Raw genomic sequence first — 20,321 nt, forward strand, 5'->3', positions numbered from 1 at the left:
TGCAGCCAATAAAAACCCCGTCAGCCAGAGAATAAAAACACGCCTCCATTCATGTGCATTATGAAAGTGCTGTCTGACATATTGTTGTTCCATGATAAATCCCAATAAAAAAAGCAATGATTATCAAATCATAGACTTGTATCTAGCCCTAGCCAAGGTAAGATATGGCTCTATTATAATATTTAATAAAAAACAGTTAAAACTGTGATTATGGAGCACTAATTCTGATGTCAAAAACAGCGATTGTTGAAATTTTCAACAGCAAATTCCCAATTGGTACAAAAGTAACGGTCCAAGGTTGGATCCGTACTCGTCGTGATTCAAAAGCAGGAATCTCATTTTTAGCAGTTTATGATGGTTCATGTTTTGATCCAATTCAAGCAGTTGTACCTGCTGATTTAGAAAATTATGCATCAGAAATTCTCAACTTAACTGCAGGTTGCTCTGTACAGATAACAGGCGAGTTAGTCGAAAGTCCGGGAAAAGGACAGAACTTTGAAATTCAAGCGACTGAGGTCAAGGTATTTGGTTTTGTACAAGATCCTGATACCTACCCAATGTCGGCGAAACGCCATAGTATTGAATATATGCGTGAACATGCTCATCTCCGTCCGCGTACAAACATGTTTGGCGCAGTAACACGTGTACGTAACTGTTTATCTCATGCAATCCACAACTTCTTTTATGAGCGTGGCTTTAACTGGATAAGTACGCCTATCATCACTGGCAGTGACTGCGAAGGCGCGGGTGAAATGTTCCGAGTGAGCACGCTTGATTCAGAAAATCTGCCCCGTACAGAGGCAGGAAAAATTGATTACAAGAAGGACTTTTTTGGTAAAGAAACTTTCTTAACCGTATCAGGCCAGTTAAACGCAGAAACTTATGCATGTGCATTAACGAATGTATACACATTCGGCCCTACTTTCCGTGCCGAAAACTCAAATACGACGCGTCACCTTGCCGAATTCTGGATGGTTGAACCTGAGATTGCATTTGCGGATCTAGCCGATGCAGCGCAACTTGCTGAAGATATGCTTAAATATGTATTTAATGCGGTATTGACTGAGCGTGCTGATGATATGGCATTCTTTGCACAACGTGTAGATAAAGAAGCGATCACACGGCTAGAAAAGATCGTCAGCTCTGATTTTGTACGTATGGACTACACAGATGCGATTGAAATCCTGAAAAATTGTGACAGAAAATTTGAATATCCGGTTGAATGGGGTGTAGATTTACAATCTGAGCACGAACGTTATCTTGCCGAAGAGCATGTAGGTGCGCCAATCATTCTGCAAAACTATCCAAAAGATATTAAAGCTTTTTATATGAAATTAAATGCAGATGGTAAAACGGTGGCTGCAATGGATGTTTTAGCACCCGGCATAGGTGAAATCATAGGCGGTAGTCAACGTGAAGAGAGCCTTGAATCACTTGATAAACGTCTTGAAGAGATGGGCCTAAATCAAGAAGACTACAGCTGGTACCGTGACCTACGTAAATACGGTACGGTTCCTCATGCGGGGTTCGGTCTAGGCTTTGAACGTTTAGTTTCTTATGTCACTGGCGTACAGAACATCCGTGACGTAATTGCCTTCCCACGTGCGCCAGGCAGTGCTGATTTCTAACTAGCAACAACTGACGTTAAATAAAAAAGCCAATTTAAATATTGGCTTTTTTATACCTGTAATTTAATCTAAAAAAACAACAAGTTGAGGCTTTTTTATAAAAGCACGCAGTGTAAAAACAAAAAAACACAACAAGTTGAGGCTTTTTTATAAAAGCACGCAGTGTAAAAACAAAAAAACACAACAAGTTGCGGGTTTTTACAAAGCAGAAATTATTAATTTCTTTCCAAAAAAAACACAACAAGTTGAGGCTTTTTTATAAAAGCACGCAGTGTAAAAACAAAAAAACACAACAAGTTGCGGCTTTTTACAAAGCAGAAATCATTAATTTCTTTCCAAAAAAAAACACAACAAAAGTTGTGTTTTTTTAAGCGTTAGCTAATAACAGAGATTATGATTCGTTATGCATCTCTAAACTGGCAAGCTCTTCTTTCTGCTCTTGTACGTTTTTAGCATCTTCACTTCGTAAACCCGCCAAGTAATCAAAGTAGCTCTGATCAATATCACCGGTTACATAAATACCATCGAAGACTGAACACTCAAAACCATCAACATTCGGATTTTGTTTTCCCACTGCATCTTTTAAATCTTGCAGATCCTGGAAGATAAGTCCATCCGTACCGATACAATCGCTGATCTGCTCAACAGTGCGATTGTGAGCAATTAACTCCGACGTTGTCGGCATATCAATACCATAGACGTTGGGATGACAAACTTGCGGCGCAGCAGACGCCAGATAAACTTTTTTAGCCCCCGCATCACGCACCATCTCAACAATCTGCTCTGAGGTTGTACCACGTACAATTGAGTCATCGACTAATAATACCGCTTTGTCTTTGAACTCTGCAGTTATAGGGTTTAGTTTACGACGCACTGACTTACGACGTTGTGTTTGCCCCGGCATAATAAAAGTACGCCCTATATAGCGATTTTTAACAAAACCTTGGCGGTAAGGAAGGCCTAATTCAAGTGAAATTTGTAAAGCAATATCATTTGAGGTTTCTGGAATGGGAATAACAGCATCAATTTCAATATCAGCCCATTCACGTTTGATTTTGCTGCCAAGTTTACGGCCCATCTCTAAACGCGATTCATATACAGAAATGCCACTCAGGGTTGAATCCGGACGTGCTAAATAAACATATTCAAAGATACAGGGATGCAAGCTCGTTTTTTCCGCACACTGTTGAGTGAAAAGTTGACGATCTTCGGTAATATATACCGCTTCACCAGGCTCAACATCACGCATCACTTTAAAACCAATAGTATCTAAGCCGACACTTTCAGAGGCAACGATATATTCCATATCGCCCTCTTCTGTTTTACGAGACCCTAATACAAGAGGACGGATCCCATCAGGATCACGGAAAGCAACCAAACCGTGACCAATCATCAGTGATACAACAGCGTAGGCCCCTACTACCTTCTTGTGTACTTCACGCACCGCATTGAAAATATCATCCGGTACTAGTTTATCGCCTTCCATATTATCAAGCTCGGCAGCGAAGATATTTAATAACACTTCAGAATCAGAGGTCGTATTAATATGGCGACGAGACTTAATTAATGATTTTCGCAGGCTGGTTGCATTGGTTAAATTACCATTATGCGCTAATGCAAGTCCCCAGGGAGAGTTTACATAAAAGGGTTGCGCTTCGGCGGCGCTAGAGCTTCCTGCTGTTGGATAACGAACATGACCAATACCGATATTGCCTTTCAAACGCTGCATATGCTTAGAGTCAAATACATCTTTTACTAAACCATTTGCTTTACGCTGTTTAAAATTATCATCTGCAATGGTGATAATACCAGCGGCGTCCTGTCCGCGATGTTGTAATACAGTCAATGCATCATAAATGCTTTGATTAACTGGAGTTAAACCAACGATGCCAACGATTCCACACATAAATTCACGCCTTTATTTTTTAGATAGTTAATAATTAATGTTAAATATATTTTTCAATCAGACACTTGTTCGTGAAAGATTGGTTGATATTGCTTATATACTAAGAGGTTCGCCGAAAATTTATGGTCTAAGGCGAGCTCATCATTTCCACTAAATTTTTATTTATAAATTTATTTTGACAAGTTATTTAAAAAACTCGAAGAATTTTCAATATGTTTAAAAAACCACTCGATAATAATACCGAACTCAGGAATCAGGGTTGATTCCGACCACCACTTAGCTTCATGAAAAGCGGTAAATGAATCGATAAAAAAGAGTACGGCACTGACAATCAGCACACCGCGGATTGCACCAAATAACATGCCTATCACGCGATCTGTTCCAGACAAACCGGTTACTGAAACTAAACGGCTGACAATAAAATTAATTAATGCACCCAGTAATAAGACGGTTATAAATAAAATGGCAATAGAGAGCGCATTGCGGATTAATTGATCCTGGAGTTGCGTTAAATATTGGGAAACTTCGAGATAAAAATTGCTGGCAATAAAAAAGGCGGCAAACCAAGTGATAAGGGAGATAGCTTCTTTGGTAAATCCCCGTATTAAACTTATAAGTGACGAAAAAGCTATAATGCCAATAATGGCGAAATCAAACCAACTCATTGCGGTCCTTAGTTATATTAACGGTGCGCTACAAACGAGCGCATTCTAGCAGAATTAAAAATCAAATGCTGCAAAGAATCTAAGGGGAGACCGCATTAAATGGCATTATTTTTCCGTTCAATTGAGTTAAATGCTTTAATCGAGGCAACTGTTTTTCCAGTTTACTTTTAGAAACATTTGGGCCGACAAATACCCGTGTCAGTTCACCATCAATAACCTCAGTAGGTACTGTATGCGCCTGAAATCCAGCCTTATGTAATTTTTTCAGCAATAGATTAATATTTTGTGCATTTTGAAATGCGCCAAGTTGAATTGTCCATGCTTTTTCAAGCACAGCAGGTGCAGATTGAATTTCCGGCTCTTTAACGACCTCAGTAGAAGCAAGAGTAATAGTTTCTGCTACTTCCTCAACCTCCCACTCCCCATTTCCTGCAGCAGCTTGCGCAGTTTCATTAGTCGACTTATCTAATGTGCCACTCGCCTGCTCTTCTGAACTAACTGTTGCGCTTTCATTACCGTCTTGTTGGCCTGTCAATGTATGTGCTTTAATTTCTGGTTTGATAGGTGTTGCAACAAACTCATCTTCATAAGCCATTTTCTTACCGTCAATAATTGATGGTAAGAAAATAACAACAGAAGCAACTAAAATTGTCACGCCCACTAATCTATTTTTGAACTGAGAAGCCACGTTTTACCCTTGTGAAAAAGTTAAAAAATCGGAAACCGTATAGAAGGAACCAAAAATAATGAGTATATCAGATGAGCGAACCTTGTTAATGACACTTTTATAAGCTGACTCGACATTTTCAAAACAATTTACTTCATCTTGTTTGTTTTTACTTGCCTGATAATATTCAAACAGTATTTGACTCGTTGCGCCACGATAACAATCTAAGCTAATAAGATTACAATCATCAATCTGCTCGTTAATCTGATCGAATGTTCCGGTTATATCTTTATCTTTTAACATGCCGATAATCGCAAACACTTTACAATTTTCGCCTTTATCCGCACGTAGTTTTTTTATTTGGCTCGCTAAATATTGAGCTGATTGAGGATTATGTGCAACATCAAGATAGATATCAACCGGCTCACTCATCTCCATTTTTTGTAGCCGCCCAGCAAGCTTAGCCTGCTGTAATGATTTACGAATTAACGAATCTGCAAGGTTAAGATTTAACGCTTCAATAACAGCTAAGGCAGTGGACGCATTTTGTATAGGCATCAATGTTTTACTTAAACCCGTAATGGTTTTTTTACCCGTCCACGACCAACTGTTTTCTTGCTCCTGGTAATAAAAATCTTTATTGGCATAGATGATATCGGCAGAAATGTTTTGCGCATGTTCTATTAACGATTGCGGAGGATTCAATTCACCGCAAATTGCCGGCTTATTGCCACGAAACACCCCCGCTTTTTCAAACGCTATTTTATCTCTATCGTCACCTAACCAATCAATATGATCTATGCCGATAGTCGTCACCACACTTATATCCGATTCCACCATATTGGTCGCGTCCAAGCGACCTCCAAGGCCCACTTCCAATAGAATGAAATCGCAGTGCGCTTGTTTTAACAATTGCAAACAGCCCAAGGTGACATATTCAAAATAACTGAGAGAAGTCACTCCACGCGCTGTTTCAACTTTGCTAAGTGCCAGACAATGCTCACTTTCAGACAGCTCACGATGATTTATACGTAAACGTTCTGTATAGCGTTGAATATGCGGAGAGCTATAAACTCCTACTTTGTAACCCGCTTGTATTAAGATCTCTTCAAGAAAAGCACACGTTGTACCTTTACCATTGGTACCCGCCACGGTAATAACTTTTGCATCAAATTTAATTAAATCAAGATTTTTTGCTACTTTGGATATTCTTGTTAACCCTAATTCAATCTCGCTTGGATGAAGCTGTTCTATGTAACTTAACCATTCATTTAAATTTTTTTGCATAATTTATCAACACTCTAAATTCTAAGCCAATCCGCAACACTTTAAAAAACTACATCTCTAAAATCTACATCTCTAGAAATAATGGGCCACACGGTAATTTGGGAAGATCAAATTCTTCCGGGTAATCGACGGCAACAAGATACAAACCACCGGGTTTTGCTGTAGCGGCAGCTTTTGAGCGATCTTTATAGCTAAGTAATGTTTTTAGCCAATCAACTGGCTGATTACCACGTCCAACTTCAATTAAGCTGCCGGCGATATTGCGCACCATATGATGCAGGAAGGCATTTGCCTTAATATCAATAATAATAAAATTATTACGACGCGTGATCTCAAGATATTCAATGCAGCGCAGCGGGCTATTAGCTTGGCAATGCAGCGCGCGAAATGAGGTAAAATCTTGATGACCAAGAATATATTGCCCGGCTTGCTGCATTAGTTCGGCATCAAGTGGCGTATGATAATGGCTTAACCCCGTACGTAAAATACCGGGACGGAATCGACCGTTATGGATAATGTAACGATAACGGCGTGCAGTTGCACTAAAACGCGCATGAAATGATTGATCAACATGTTTTACCCAGCGAACGGCTATATCGTCGGGTAGATTGGCATTTACACCCAGAGTCCAGGCGACATCTTTACGATTAGCCTGCGTTTCAAAATGAACAACTTGCCCGGTGCCATGAACGCCAGCGTCCGTTCGACCGGCACAATTTACAATAACAGTATGATTGGCAACCACCGATAATGCCTTTTCAAGCTCCTCTTGTACTGAGATAACCTCTTTTTGACGCTGCCAGCCATAATAAGCTGCACCATCATATTCAATACCGAGTGCAATACGCATTGATCTTCACCCTAAAATTTCAAAGCGTGCAGTATACATCAAAGTGTTAAAAATTATGAGCCGCAATTAAAATAAAACCGTTCATTCTTGAACAGCCTTAAGGTAGTTATCAATCATATTCTGGGTCACAAGTCTCACCCCATTTTCTGATATTTCATAATATTTGTTATCAAAATCATAATCGTAACCGATTTTAATCCCATCAGGAATAACACAGTCATCAACCACTATGACATTGAAAAGATTACAATACATGCCAACTTTTACATTGGGTAAAATAATGCAATGACTTACAAAACTATGCTTTTCAATAGTGACACGTGTCGATAATAATGAGTTTTCAACTGTCGCGCCACAAATAATACAGCCCGCACAGACGACACTGTCTATCGCATGTCCTCGGCAATAATCCTCATTAAATATAAATTTAGCACCGGGGAGTTGCTCCTGAAATGAATATATGGGCCAATGTTTATCGTATAAATTTAACTCAGGTTCAATTTTAACTAAGTCTAGATTTGCTTGGAAGTATTGATCTATGGTCCCAACATCTTTCCAGTAAGCTTGTACATCAGCGCAACCTTTGCTGTCAAATATATATGCTGTTACATGGTGTTCAGTTATTGCGCGTGGAATAATATTATAACCAAAATCATGCTTTGAATCTTTTCGTCCTGCGTCATCTTCGAGCAGCTTTTCTAGAATTTCAAAATTAAAAACATAAACCCCCATCGAGACTAAAGATTGCCCAGGTTGATTGGGTATTTCTGCAGGACAGTCCGGTTTTTCTTGGAATTGAATGATTTTCATATCGGCATCAATATTTAAAACGCCAAATGCACTGGCACATTGACTGTCGACTGGAATTGAAGCAATGGAAATATCCGAATTATGCTTTGCATGCTGGCGTAGCATACGGCTGTAATCCATTTTATAGATATGATCACCGCCTAATATCATCACATATTTACAATCCTGTTTACGTAATGCTTTTAAATTCTGGTAAACAGCATCCGCCGTTCCACGATACCATTCATCACCTATCTGCTGCTGTGCAGGTACTATATTGACATACTCTCCTAACTCCCAAGGCATTCTATTCCACGATTTTTGGATATGATCTAATAATTCGGATGACTTATATTGGGTTAAGACTTCAACTCTGCGGAGCCCTGAATTCATGCAATTAGATAATGTAAAGTCAATGATCTTATATTTCCCGCCAAAAGGTAATCCGGGTTTAGCACGATCTTCTGTTAACTGCTTCAAACGACTCCCTTTCCCGCCGGCAAGAATTAATGCAACAGTATCTCTGGTTAATAATCCTATATGTTGGCTCATTGCTTTTCCTTGCTCCCTGAGTAAGCTGATTATTTAATCAATTAAAGCTTTTCCATATTTGGCATGGCTTAAAGGGACAACTTTTAAAATATCTATGCATGCATCATCAATTATCTGCAGGGCGGAATGAATCGAGCGGTTATTATTGGCGATGATGTTTATATCATAGTCGTGATCTTGATAATTGAAATAAACTTTTAAAATACCGTGCTCTAATAACCAATGGCCAACGTAATGGTCATTATCAAATAAGCTGCTTATATTGAGGTGGTTATTTTCTTGAAACTTGAGCACTAAAGATCCATTTTTTTTTGAAGAGACAAGCCATGAATGGGCAATAATTTCGGCTTCAGTCAGTTTTCTTTTTGCGAGTTCCCATAGAATATATTCCCCTTCAGTTAAAATAAACGAACAATATTCATCCGTTAATGAACTAAAGGGTAATAATTTTTGATTTTTTCCTTTCTTTTCATAAGTGAACAAGATCACTTTGCGATCTAATTCACTCAGTAGTGAGCACAGGGACATAATGTTCTCTTTCTAATATCACATTGATATTAAATTAGTATGTCTGAGCAATAGTATGGTTTCCAAAGTTAATAAATTTGAATGAGTTCAACAAACGGAGGAAATGGCTATTTTTTCTTTGAGGTGCTTCACATATTATTTTGTAAAAAAAAGGTAGCTTGCGCTACCTTATTAATTTAATAAGAAATAAAAAAACTATTTTTTAGCCTTTACCGCTCTTTTTTTAGTTTGTTCCTCTACCCATTTCCCATCGATAAATTTTGCAGTCCACCCTGTCGCTTTTTTCTCTATTTCAGTCATCACATACTGCTCTTTATTTTTTCGACTGTAGCGCACCACAGCAAGATTACCATCGGGATCTTGTTGCGGCGCATCTGCTAAATAGTAGAATTTAGGTGATATACGCTCTCTAAACCGGGCAAGCTCTGCAACCAGTGGTGCACGCGTTTCACGCGAACGAGGGAACGTACTTGCCGCTAAGAAAATGCCTGAAGCACCATCTCTTAAGATAAAATGCGCATCACTTTGTTCACATTCCAGTTCAGGCAGAACAACCGGATCTTCTTTTGGCGGCGCAACTTCACCACTGCGTAAAATTTTACGGGTATTACTACAATCTTCATTTGTGCAGCCCATATATTTACCGAAACGGCCATCTTTTAACTGCATATCACTGCCACATTTGTCACACTCAACAAGCGGGCCGTCATACCCTTTAATCTTAAATTCGCCATGTTCAACTAAATGTCCGTCACAAAGCGGATTGTTACCACACACATGTAATTTGCGGCTTTCATCGATCAGATAGCTATCCATCGCCATATCGCATTTAGGACAACGTTTCTTCGCCATCAAGGTGGCAGTTTCTAGATCTTCTGCGCTTAAAACATCTATCCCTTCTTCACCATCAACTAAATTAATGGTTGTTTTGCAGCGCTCTTTGGGTGGCAGTGCATAACCGGAACAGCCTAAGAACACACCTGTAGAAGCGGTTCTTATGCCCATAGGGCGGTCACAGGTAGGGCAATGAATCTCATCAATAATAACAGGTTCATTAAGGCGCATTCCGCCCTCTTCCACTGGTCGTTCAGCTTTATCTAATAAATTAGTTAAATCTTTATAGAAACGATCCAGCTCATCTGTCCAACTTGCTTTACCTTCTGCGATAGCATCAAGATTTCTTTCCATCTGCGCAGTGAAATCATAGCTCATCAACTCAACAAAATTTTCGCTAAGGCGGTCACTTACAATCTCCCCCATTTTTACTGCATAAAAACGGCGTTTATCAACTCTTACATAGCCCCTGTCTTGAATAGTTGAGATGATGCTTGCATAAGTCGATGGTCGTCCGATGCCTAATTTTTCAAGCTCTTTAACTAAAGCCGCTTCAGAAAAGCGAGCCGGCGGTTTAGTGAAATGTTGTTTAGGGTCGAGTTCGATAAGATTTAATAATTCACCAACGGCTAAATCAGGTAGTTGCACCTCATCAACTTTGCTTTTTGCAACAGGTTGGGCTTTTGTCCACCCCGCAAAACGCAGTGTACGACCTTTAGCGCGAAGCTGGTATTTACCCGCTTCAACAACTAACGTCGATGCATCGTAAAGTGCAGGGAGCATCTGACATGCTAGAAATTGACGCCAGATCAGTTCATATAGACGCTGCGCATCGCGATCGACGTCCGTAATTAATGCGGCAAGTTGCGTAACATTAGATGGCCTTATTGCCTCATGCGCTTCTTGCGCGCCAGATTTACTGCGATATACCAGCGCCTCTTCAGGCAAGTAATTTTTCCCGAATTCATCACTGATATAATCACGCGCAGAGGCAACCGCGTCTTTACTCAAGTTGGTTGAATCTGTTCGCATATAGGTAATATAACCCGCTTCGTAAAGACGTTGCGCAAGCATCATGGTCTTTTTAACACCAAAACCTAAACGTGTGCTGGCAGCCTGCTGTAATGTTGATGTTATAAAGGGTGCGCTGGCTTTACTTGTCGTTGGTTTATCTTCACGCAAGAGTAATTTGTACTGTGCCGATTGTAGCGATTCAACGGCGTTAAACGTCTCTTTTTCTGTTGTTGGCTTAAACGATTTCCCATCTTCTTTGAAAACTTCTAAACGTAAAGCTGTTTTATCTGCGCTTTGCACATCTGCATGCAGATCCCAATATTCATCGGGATTAAATGCCTTAATAAGTCGTTCACGTTCAACTAACAAACGTACGGCGACAGATTGAACGCGTCCGGCGGATAATCCCCGTGCGACTTTTTTCCAAAGTAGTGGAGAAACCATAAAACCAACAACGCGATCCAGAAATCGACGTGTTTGCTGTGCTTTTACGCAGTCAATATTTAATTGTGTCGGGTGCTGAAAGGCTTCTTGAATGGCACTTTCAGTTATTTCATTAAACACCACGCGTTGATATTTAGAATCATCTCCACCGAGTACTTCACGCAAGTGCCATGCAATCGCCTCACCCTCTCTATCCAAATCGGTTGCGAGATAGATAGTCGGAGCATCTTTGGCTAATTTTTGCAGCTCACTGACCACTTTTTCTTTACCTGGCAGTATCTCGTAATGCGCTTTCCAATTATTCTTCGGATCAATGCCCATTCGAGTCACTAACGCTTCCTGTGAACGCTTTGCTTTTTCTTTCTCTTTTTTGGATGGCGTCAGGCCTGCTAAAGACTTATTCGGCTTAGCATCAATTTTTTTCTTGGCACTACCGCTGGTCGGAAGATCTCGGATATGCCCGACACTCGATTTAACAATAAAATCCTTACCCAGGTATTTATTGATGGTTTTTGCTTTTGCGGGTGACTCCACAATAACAAGTGATTTGCTCATAATTTTTCTCTACCTAAAGTAGTTATATTCGAGAGGGGAAAATCTAATTTACAATTCATCCAGTGAATTTTCTTTTCATATAAGCCAAAGTAACAGAAAATAGCAAACTTTTTTTTATAATAAACAGATAAATACGTTAAAAAGCCAACTATACAGAAGTTGGCTTCACACTTAGTATAAAATTCAATCAATTGTTAGAATAAACGATTAATGTTCAACTGCATCAATTTAAAAAGACTATTTTCGACTGCAACAGAAGCAGCATGTCCCAATTTATCGGCTAATTTTTTACGCTGAGTGTATTTGATTTGTATAATATGGCGGTTATCTAACTGTGATACTAGATAATCATCACTGGTTGAAATTTCATCCACTAAATTACGTTCAATTGCCTGTAATCCATACCAATGTTCACCCGTTGCTACTTCATCGATATCTATTTGACTGCGATGAGTTGACACAAATTGTTTAAACAACTCATGGGTCTCTTGTAACTCTTGCTTAAATTTATCACGTCCAACCTGATCATTTTCACCAAACATGGTTAGGGTACGTTTATAATCTCCCGCAGTTAACTGCTCAAATTCAATATCATGTTTTTTCAATAATCGATTGAAGTTGGGGATTTGTGCAATAACACCAATTGATCCCAGGATTGCAAAAGGTGCTGAAATTATTTTATCGGCAATACAGGCCATCATATAACCACCACTGGCAGCTACTTTATCAACGGCTATTGTTAATGGAATATTATGATCTTTAATACGTTGTAGTTGTGATGCGGCCAAACCATAACCGTGAACCATGCCGCCGCCACTTTCAAGGCGCACAAACACTTCATCTTTTTCACTGGCCACACTTAAAATGGCGGTGATCTCTTCTCTTAATGAAAGCACTTCCTTTGCATCTATACTGCCTTTAAAATCGACCACATACAATTGCGGTTGGCCATCATCAACTTGTCCATTTTTAGCCGCTTTTTTTGCTTCTTTATCTTTTTCTTTCAGTTCTTTTTTTTCTTTTTTATGGCGCAGCTTTAATTGGTGAGAAGTTAATAACTTTTCTTCAATTGAATTTTTTGTCTCTTTTAACTGTTCTGATAAATCAATTAAATCCAATTCTCCTTTTTTATTCCTCTGCTTACTCACGATAGCAATTACTGCAACTAAACAGATGACTACCGTTAAAACAAAGGTGACAGCTTTTGCTAAAAACAGACCATATTCAGATAAAAATTCCAAAATAATATTCCTATTTAATAAGATTGACGATGCATATCATGACAAAAAGTTCGCCTCGACACAAAAGAGTTTGAGACTTTTGTTGAAAAAAAGTTAATATTCCCACTTATTTGTAAAAAATGAGAAAGTTTATGAAGGAATATCATGCACAACCTGACTCCCTAGCAGGAAAAACGATCCTGATCACGGGTGCGGGCGCCGGAATTGGTAAAACATTGGCATTACAATGCGCAGAGTTTGGCGCCAGCGTTATTTTATTGGGTAAAACAGTAAAAAAACTTGAGCTCGTTTATGATCAAATCGAAGCCTTGGGCAAGCAGCAAGCAGCAATTTTACCCTTGGATTTAAAGGGTGCGACGGAGCAGCATTACATTGATTTAACCGACACTATTAAACGTGAATATGGGAAACTTGACGGGCTGGTACATAATGCAAGTCAATTGGGTGTATTAGTTCCTTTTGCGCAAATTGAAAAATCGATCTGGGATGAGGTTATACAGACCAATGTGACTGCACAATTTTTGTTAACCAAAGCATTACTCCCTGTTTTAACCCTTGCTGAACACGCTACAACAATATTTACCACCTCAGCAGTAGGCAACCAAGGACGAGCATACTGGGGAGCGTACAGCGTATCAAAATTTGCCACTGAAGGTATGATGCAGGTACTAGCTGATGAATATGAAAACAGCACGTTACGCTTTAATGCAATAAACCCGGGCGCCACGCGCACAGCAATGCGCGCAGCAGCCTATCCGGCAGAGGACAGCACGCGATTAAAAACAGCAGAGGATATTATGCCGAGTTATCTGTATTTATTAAGTGATGATAGCATTGAGGTAACAGGTCAGCGTATTAACGCACAGTAGAGCAGTAAATTTATTTATAGATATCTAACCCCACCTCCGGGCGTGTTTTTAATAATTTAAGCGTCCACATATATTGACTGCGGTTCTCGTCTATTAGTTTTTCAATCGCTTTATTCATCAATAGCGTATCTTGCAGCTCATCACCTGTTGGGAACTTTTCCAGAGGCGCATGAAAGATAACATCATATTTAGTCGTTTTTGCATTATATGAAGTAAAAAAGGGGATCACTACTGCTTTACCTAATTTAGCTAAACGGCCAATCATAGGTAAGGTCGCTTTTTGAGTCGCATAAAAATCGGTGAAAAGGCTATTATCGCGACCATGATCTTCATCGGGCAGATAATAAAAATGTGTTTTATCGCGCAAGCTTTTAATAACCGGTTTTAAACCTTCGCTACGATGGTATAAAGCACCTTTGCCAATAGCCTTAGTAAAACGGGTCCGGTAACCCGTTACAAACCAGTCAAAAATAGGATTATTATAATCTTTAAACATGCTGGATATTGGGTAGCCTCTGGCATTGAGTCCTGCTATACCCGCATAATCAAGACCGTAACAGTGCGGACCTAAAAAGATAATCGCTTTATTTTGCGACTCTGCTTGCTTAATATGCTGCTCGCCAATCATATTGACACGCTTTAGTAAAAAATCGCGGTTTCTAAATGCAAGTTCACCCAGTGATAGAGAGATCTGCGCGACAGCGCGTAGGTTTTCACGCATTAATGACTCTTTTTGAGCTTGGCTGTATTTAGGAAAACATAACCCTAAATTGGTAAATGCGATTTTTTTACGTTTATTTAAAAATTTAGCGTTATAGAGCTTATCTGCGACCATAGCTGCAAAACGATCGCGTAATTTGATAGGACAATAACTAAATAGAAATAACAGTCCAAGCAAGCACCATGTACCCCAATATTTGGGCAGAAAGTGTTGTTTTTTTAGGGAAGTATCAAAACGGGAATTATATTCATTCATAATTAGGCCTTTTGAGAAGCTAATAATGATCTAGGGGGGGAGTGTGGGTGGCAGACTCCCCAGCAAACCCTCGGCACTTGAATCACCTACTATGGCTGCTGCCTTCCGGCTCTGACCAGGTTAATAAGTTATCAATGCGAGGAACCAAGAAGCCTACCATTGTCACTGTCATCAAGACCTGTGAAAGACTTGATGAACGGAATTATACGTATCAAAAGAAAGAATTCAACTCCTATTTACCATTTAGCTTGCAACTGCCTAATTAACCATCATTTCATGTGTTCTCCGGTTAAAAATCAAACCAGCAACTTAATCGCAACTAACAAAAGTACAATAGAGAACATTTTTTGTAGTTTTCTAGAAGGTAAACGATACGCAAGCATCGCACCGAATTTAGCAAAAATAGCACTGCTTAAAACAATCCCCAACATTGCAGGCCAATACACATAACCAAAACTATTATCAGGCAATGCTGTGTTGTGCCAGCCCATGACTATATATCCAATGGTCCCCGACAAAGCAATGGGAAAACCCGTCACTGCGGAGATAGCAATCGCCTGCGTTATTTTAGTTCGATATAACGTCAAAATAGGCACAACTAATGAGCCACCTGCAATGCCAAACAAGCCGGAAAAAACACCGATTGCACTACCTAATAAAGTACAGCCCAATTTTTTAGGTGGTGTTAGAATTGCCTTGGGTAACCATGAAAACCACATTTGCAGCGCAACAGAGATGCTATAAAATGCAAATATCCGGCGTAATAATACGCCAGACATAAACTCGGCAAAATACGCGCCAATTAAACCGCCGAATAACATACCGATACTTAGATTAAAAGCCAATGACCAATTGATGGCCAGTCTCCTATGGTGAACATAGATAGCACTAAGGGAGGTAAATAAAATGGTAGAAAGCGATGTCCCAACAGCTAAATGCGTTAACACTTCCGCTGGGAAATTGAGATAAGTGAATGTAAAAATAAGGGCTGGGACAATAATAATACCGCCACCTAAACCAAATATACCCGCTATTAGACCGGCTACTGCGCCCAACAGCATGTAACCGAGCAAGAGCATTAAATAAGACCTTTCACTAATCTGTCTACTTTAATTCTACGCATCCGTAATAATAGTTTTTTTACCTGTTCCGGATAGTTATCGATCCCTTCAATTTGTTCGGGGGTCGTTATTTCTCGGGTGTTTTTCAGTATCTCTGAGAGTTCTTGGTCCAGTAGCCCTTTTAGATCTTGTTTAGGATCATCAATCAGCAAACCATTTTCAATATCCAGACGCCAGGCCCGTGGATTTAAGTTGTGTCCCGTTAACATAACGAAACGATTATCCACATAGATACCTTTCAAGTGAAAACTATTAGCGCCATCTTTCCAAAGATGTAATTTCAACTGTCCACTTTGCAACGACTGCTGATGTTTTTCGGCAAACTGTTTTAAATTGCTCTCATAAAGGTATGGCAAACCACCAATAGTCTTAAAAGGTTTATCTTCAGGAATATAAAAATCATTTGCAGTTTTATCACCAACAACTATCCGCAGATTTACCCCGCGTTTTAATAGAGCGCTAATATCTCTTGATAGCGCCCTTGGCAGGTTAAAATAGGGCGTAAATATAACAGTCTCATTTTGTGCGCTCTGTAATATTTTACGAATACAGTTATTTAGTTTGTTGTGTCTCGCACCTAAACCAGATAAGGGGACAATTGATAGTGAATCAGATAAATTTTGCCCCTGGTATTGGTACGACGCTTGTTTTAAATTTTTAGCAAGCTGCTTATGCGCAACCTTAAAATCTGACATTTTAGGTATAAATTGAGCGTTTAATGCGACAACTGCGTCGCTGCTGATAATTTCATCTTTTAAGAAATTGACCATTGAATCAGCCAGTTCTTGATTATGAATCAACCAGTAACGGTCGTAACGGTAACGTTCACAGTGGTGTAAATAGATATTATTAAAACTCGCACCGCTATAAAGAACCCGGTTATCAAAAATAAAACCTTTAAGATGTTGTACACCAAACAACTCTTTACGCTTAACGGGAAGCCCCATTATTTTAACACCTAAACCTTGTGCTTTTCCAACCTCTTGATACCAAGTTGCATTCGATTCGATGGACTTGTTGTGACCAATCAAACCGCGTTGCGCGCGGTGAAAATCGACACAAACAACGATATCCAGAGTAGGTATCTGTTTTTTGGCTTGGTAAAGCGCCATCAGAATCTCTTTCCCCGCCTCGTCTGCTTCAAGATATAACGCCGCCAAATAGATTCGATGTTTGGCATTGGCTATTTGTGTTAATAGCTCAGCTTTAAAAGATCTAGATGAGAAAAGACAATCAACGGATTGTGCTGAAAGCGGTATTTTGTTTAGGTTATTTAGAAATGACAAACTTTTTTTAATTCGACTACTCATAAAATTCTTTTATAAAACTGAAATAATAAGGCTGAAAATAAAACAAGGCTGCCTAAACAACTTGTTTTATTTTCAGCGAATTTGGTAAAGCAATATATAGCTTAAATTACTTTTGCTATTGCTTCACAAAGCGGCTGCATATTATCTTTAGTCATCCCTGCTACCGATATACGACCAGAGCCAACAATGTATACAGCAAACTCATCCCTGAGTCGATTGACTTGTTCAACAGATAAACCAGAGAAAGAGAACATACCATTTTGACGAATAATAAAACTGTAATCGGCCGAGATCCCTTTTTCTTTTAACGTCGCAACAAATAACTCACGCATATTTTTAATGCGCTCGCGCATATCTGCCACTTCTTGAACCCACTGTTTGTATAGCTGGGCATCATTAAGGATCAGAGTCACAACTGCAGCACCATGTGCAGGTGGATTTGAATAATTTGAACGAATGCCCGATTTAATTTGGCTAAATGCCGACTCTGCAATCTCACTATCTTCTGCGACTAATGTAATACCGCCAACACGTTCATTGTATAAACCAAAGTTTTTAGAGAACGAATTAGCAACCAATAATTCTTTATTATATTTAGCAAAAATGCGTAAACCTTGTGCATCTTCTTCAACGCCTTTTGCAAAACCTTGATATGCAAAGTCGAAAAATGGAATCGCACCCAGCTCTACCATTAATTTTGCAACTATTTCCCATTGTTCAAGGGTTAGATCGATACCCGTAGGGTTATGACAACAGCCGTGAAAAAGCACAAGATCGCCCGCGTCAACGGCTTGCAGTGACAAAAGCATCGCATCGAAATCTAAATCTTTAGTTTGGGCATTATAATAATCATAACCAACAACGTCTAAACCGGCCGTGCTGAAAACATTGCCATGATTAGCCCATGTCGGGTTACTTACCCATATTCTTTTTATGCCCAATTTTTTAACAGCAAAATCAGCGGCTGTGCGCAGCGCCCCCGTACCACCGGGTGCTTGGGCGGTGCGCACACGATTTGATGCAATAATTTCCGAGTCTTTACCAAATAAAAGTTTTTGCACCGCACTGCCATATGCCGCGAGCCCTTCAATAGATAAATAACTTTTTGTGGATTCTTCTGCAAGCAGGCGTTTTTCAGCTTCTTTAACGGTCGCTAAAATTGGCGTTAAACCACTTTCATTTTTGTAGATACCAACACCCAAGTTGATTTTTTCAACTCGTGGATCTTTCTTGAACGCATCAGTTAATCCCAAAATCGGATCAGCAGCCGCCATACTTACTTGTTCGAACATAAGAATTCCTTTATTAACATCGAGTAACACAATACTGTTATAGAAATAGTGTTATACCATTTCTTCTTTTTCAAGCAATAAAAAATACGATTATTAGGATAATTTGCTGCCCATATCGGCTATTTTCACTTTCCAAATGGCAGGTCCTTGAGCATGTACATTATTCCCTTCACTGTCGACAGCCACTGTAACAGGCATATCTTCAACTTCAAATTCATAAATCGCCTCCATTCCAAGGTCGGCAAACGCTATAACGCGTGATTTTTTAATCGCCTTTGCCACTAAATAGGCAGCGCCACCCACGGCCATTAAATACGCTGAATTGTGTTTAGCAATAGAATCAACCGTTTTTTGTCCACGTTCAGATTTACCTATCATGCCCAGTAACCCCATATCGTTGAGCATAAAATCGGTAAACTTGTCCATTCGTGTTGCCGTTGTCGGCCCTGCAGGTCCAACAACCTCATCGCGCACGGCATCAACGGGTCCGACGTAATAGATAAAGCGACCGTTAAAATCAAGCCCCTCAGGCAATCCTTCTCCCGACGTAACCAGTTCATAAATGCGTTTATGCGCAGCATCACGGCCGGTTAAAATTTTACCTGACAGCAATAGGGTATCACCACATTTCCAACTGGCAATATCATCTTTAGTGAGTTTGTTGAGATTAACACGGCGTACATTCTCACCCACTTCACGTGTGATTTTCGGCCAGTCATTTAAGCTCGGCGGATTGAAGACAGCTTCGCCACTACCATCGAGGACAAAGTGAAGATGCCTTGTTGCAGCACAATTTGGGATCATGACCACTGGTTTGCAAGCCGCATGGGTCGGACAACTTTTGATTTTTATATCTAATACCGTCGTTAAACCGCCTAAACCTTGTGCGCCTATGCCCAGCGCATTCACACGCTGCATGATTTCTAGTCGTAATTTTTCATCTGTTGTTAAATTATCACTGCTTTTTCTTGATTTTTCCTGCAACTCAAAGATATCAACAGGATCCATTAATGACTCTTTCGCCATTAACGCCGCTTTTTCGACTGTGCCGCCTATGCCGATACCTAATATTCCCGGAGGACACCAGCCGGCCCCCATCTCAGGCACCGTTTTTTCGACCCAGTCAGCAATGGAGTCCGAGGGATTTAGCATCACCATTTTGGATTTGTTTTCAGAGCCCCCTCCTTTGGCTGCAACCGTTATATCCACTTTATCTCCACGCACCATCTCAACATGTACGACGCAAGGGGTATTGTCTTTAGTATTTGTGCGCAGACCCGCCGGATCGCTAACGATCGAAGCACGCAGGGGATTACTGGGATCGCTATACGCTTTGCGCACACCCGCATCAATCATATCTTGAAGAGTTAATTCACTGGCAAAGGAAACATCCATACCAATTTTCACAAACACATTAACAATACCGGTATCTTGACAAATGGGACGCTTACCCTCGGCGCACATACGCGAGTTAATGAGTATTTGTGCAATCGCATCTTTTGCTGCCGGATTTTCTTCTCTTTGATAGGCTTTATCCATCGCTTGTATAAAATCAAGCGGGTGATAATAAGAGATAAATTGTAATGCATTGGCAACACTGTTAATAACGTCTTGTTGCTTAATAATCGTCATATAAAACTCCGATTGTGTAGATGAGGCTAAGGCGAACTTTCATTATACCCATGATACCTCAAGATGCTTTATCAGGGCTCAGCTCGGAGACCAGAATAAGGCGCAGCATGAGGGTAATGGTTGATCCCTTATCGAATGCTGTAACGCAATACTGGTTTTCG

16 protein-coding genes and 1 other RNA gene are annotated in these 20,321 nt (G+C 39.9%); 2 read left to right on the forward strand and 15 right to left on the reverse strand.

Translation table 11 applies throughout. From position 1 onward, the window contains the following. The first annotated feature begins 227 nt into the window (after positions 1-227). The gene (asnS, locus tag ACJAT7_RS11990) at positions 228-1,628 is read left to right on the forward strand and encodes an asparagine--tRNA ligase (protein WP_415227038.1); all 1,401 of its coding nucleotides are present in this window, start codon (positions 228-230) and stop codon (positions 1,626-1,628) included. 391 nt (positions 1,629-2,019) lie between these two features. Here the strand turns inward: asnS and purF are convergent, their stop codons facing one another. The 9 genes from purF to sohB form a co-directional block, all read right to left on the reverse strand. Continuing rightward, positions 2,020-3,534, reverse strand: a complete 1,515-nt coding sequence (gene purF, locus ACJAT7_RS11995; protein WP_415227039.1) for an amidophosphoribosyltransferase — start codon at positions 3,532-3,534, stop codon at positions 2,020-2,022. A 170-nt stretch (positions 3,535-3,704) separates the two neighbouring features. Beyond that, positions 3,705-4,199: a CvpA family protein gene (locus ACJAT7_RS12000; protein ID WP_415227040.1), complete on the reverse strand. Its 495-nt coding sequence runs from the start codon at positions 4,197-4,199 to the stop codon at positions 3,705-3,707. 79 nt (positions 4,200-4,278) lie between these two features. Next, positions 4,279-4,887: an SPOR domain-containing protein gene (locus ACJAT7_RS12005; RefSeq protein ID WP_415227041.1), complete on the reverse strand. Its 609-nt coding sequence runs from the start codon at positions 4,885-4,887 to the stop codon at positions 4,279-4,281. A gap of 3 nt (positions 4,888-4,890) precedes the next feature. Further along, the gene (folC, locus tag ACJAT7_RS12010; RefSeq protein WP_415227042.1) at positions 4,891-6,153 is read right to left on the reverse strand and encodes a bifunctional tetrahydrofolate synthase/dihydrofolate synthase; all 1,263 of its coding nucleotides are present in this window, start codon (positions 6,151-6,153) and stop codon (positions 4,891-4,893) included. Between the two features lie 64 nt (positions 6,154-6,217). Beyond that, a complete protein-coding gene (gene truA / locus ACJAT7_RS12015) occupies positions 6,218-7,003 on the reverse strand; it encodes a tRNA pseudouridine(38-40) synthase TruA (RefSeq protein WP_415227043.1) in 786 nt (261 codons plus the stop codon). Between the two features lie 81 nt (positions 7,004-7,084). Further along, positions 7,085-8,344, reverse strand: coding sequence for a glucose-1-phosphate adenylyltransferase (gene glgC, locus ACJAT7_RS12020; protein ID WP_415227044.1), 1,260 nt, complete (start codon positions 8,342-8,344; stop codon positions 7,085-7,087). A gap of 33 nt (positions 8,345-8,377) precedes the next feature. Continuing rightward, on the reverse strand, positions 8,378-8,872 hold the full coding sequence (locus ACJAT7_RS12025) for a hypothetical protein (RefSeq protein ID WP_415227045.1): 495 nt from the start codon (positions 8,870-8,872) through the stop codon (positions 8,378-8,380). A 195-nt stretch (positions 8,873-9,067) separates the two neighbouring features. Continuing rightward, positions 9,068-11,719 (reverse strand): type I DNA topoisomerase, encoded by a 2,652-nt coding sequence (gene topA / locus ACJAT7_RS12030; protein ID WP_415227046.1) that lies wholly within the window; start codon positions 11,717-11,719, stop codon positions 9,068-9,070. Positions 11,720-11,913: 194 nt separating this feature from the next. Then, complete coding sequence (gene sohB / locus ACJAT7_RS12035; RefSeq protein WP_415227047.1) at positions 11,914-12,960, reverse strand: protease SohB; 1,047 nt, start codon at positions 12,958-12,960, stop codon at positions 11,914-11,916. A gap of 131 nt (positions 12,961-13,091) precedes the next feature. Here sohB and ACJAT7_RS12040 point away from each other — a divergent pair, with 131 nt between their 5' ends. Then, on the forward strand, positions 13,092-13,829 hold the full coding sequence (locus ACJAT7_RS12040; protein WP_415227048.1) for a YciK family oxidoreductase: 738 nt from the start codon (positions 13,092-13,094) through the stop codon (positions 13,827-13,829). 10 nt (positions 13,830-13,839) lie between these two features. On the opposite strand, the gene lpxM is transcribed toward ACJAT7_RS12040, so the two are convergent. The 6 genes from lpxM to ACJAT7_RS12070 form a co-directional block, all read right to left on the reverse strand. After that, entirely contained in the window at positions 13,840-14,805 is a 966-nt protein-coding gene (gene lpxM, locus ACJAT7_RS12045; RefSeq protein ID WP_415227049.1) for a lauroyl-Kdo(2)-lipid IV(A) myristoyltransferase, read from the reverse strand. A 53-nt stretch (positions 14,806-14,858) separates the two neighbouring features. Beyond that, positions 14,859-14,956: signal recognition particle sRNA small type (gene ffs / locus ACJAT7_RS12050), an RNA gene on the reverse strand. Positions 14,957-15,101: 145 nt separating this feature from the next. Continuing rightward, complete coding sequence (locus tag ACJAT7_RS12055) at positions 15,102-15,884, reverse strand: sulfite exporter TauE/SafE family protein (RefSeq protein ID WP_415227050.1); 783 nt, start codon at positions 15,882-15,884, stop codon at positions 15,102-15,104. Next, positions 15,884-17,236: a CDP-diacylglycerol--serine O-phosphatidyltransferase gene (gene pssA, locus ACJAT7_RS12060; RefSeq protein ID WP_415227051.1), complete on the reverse strand. Its 1,353-nt coding sequence runs from the start codon at positions 17,234-17,236 to the stop codon at positions 15,884-15,886. The genes ACJAT7_RS12055 and pssA overlap by 1 nt, the downstream gene beginning before the upstream one ends. Before the next feature lie 101 nt (positions 17,237-17,337). Continuing rightward, positions 17,338-18,528, reverse strand: a complete 1,191-nt coding sequence (locus tag ACJAT7_RS12065; protein ID WP_415227052.1) for an amino acid aminotransferase — start codon at positions 18,526-18,528, stop codon at positions 17,338-17,340. Positions 18,529-18,621: 93 nt separating this feature from the next. Then, on the reverse strand, positions 18,622-20,160 hold the full coding sequence (locus tag ACJAT7_RS12070; protein WP_415227053.1) for a fumarate hydratase: 1,539 nt from the start codon (positions 20,158-20,160) through the stop codon (positions 18,622-18,624). Positions 20,161-20,321 lie beyond the last annotated feature (161 nt).

The organism is Psychromonas sp. (assembly GCF_047632995.1).
Classification (GTDB): Bacteria; Pseudomonadota; Gammaproteobacteria; order Enterobacterales; family Psychromonadaceae; genus Psychromonas.

Coding starts and splice junctions, on each gene's coding strand:
- asnS (WP_415227038.1), top strand. CDS start 228: ATGTCAAAAACAGCGATTGTTGAAATTTTCAACAGCAAATTCCCAATT.
- purF (WP_415227039.1), bottom strand. CDS start 3,534: ATGTGTGGAATCGTTGGCATCGTTGGTTTAACTCCAGTTAATCAAAGC.
- ACJAT7_RS12000 (WP_415227040.1), bottom strand. CDS start 4,199: ATGAGTTGGTTTGATTTCGCCATTATTGGCATTATAGCTTTTTCGTCA.
- folC (WP_415227042.1), bottom strand. CDS start 6,153: ATGCAAAAAAATTTAAATGAATGGTTAAGTTACATAGAACAGCTTCAT.
- truA (WP_415227043.1), bottom strand. CDS start 7,003: ATGCGTATTGCACTCGGTATTGAATATGATGGTGCAGCTTATTATGGC.
- glgC (WP_415227044.1), bottom strand. CDS start 8,344: ATGAGCCAACATATAGGATTATTAACCAGAGATACTGTTGCATTAATT.
- ACJAT7_RS12025 (WP_415227045.1), bottom strand. CDS start 8,872: ATGTCCCTGTGCTCACTACTGAGTGAATTAGATCGCAAAGTGATCTTG.
- topA (WP_415227046.1), bottom strand. CDS start 11,719: ATGAGCAAATCACTTGTTATTGTGGAGTCACCCGCAAAAGCAAAAACC.
- ACJAT7_RS12040 (WP_415227048.1), top strand. CDS start 13,092: ATGAAGGAATATCATGCACAACCTGACTCCCTAGCAGGAAAAACGATC.
- lpxM (WP_415227049.1), bottom strand. CDS start 14,805: ATGAATGAATATAATTCCCGTTTTGATACTTCCCTAAAAAAACAACAC.
- ACJAT7_RS12055 (WP_415227050.1), bottom strand. CDS start 15,884: ATGCTCTTGCTCGGTTACATGCTGTTGGGCGCAGTAGCCGGTCTAATA.
- pssA (WP_415227051.1), bottom strand. CDS start 17,236: ATGAGTAGTCGAATTAAAAAAAGTTTGTCATTTCTAAATAACCTAAAC.
- ACJAT7_RS12065 (WP_415227052.1), bottom strand. CDS start 18,528: ATGTTCGAACAAGTAAGTATGGCGGCTGCTGATCCGATTTTGGGATTA.
- ACJAT7_RS12070 (WP_415227053.1), bottom strand. CDS start 20,160: ATGACGATTATTAAGCAACAAGACGTTATTAACAGTGTTGCCAATGCA.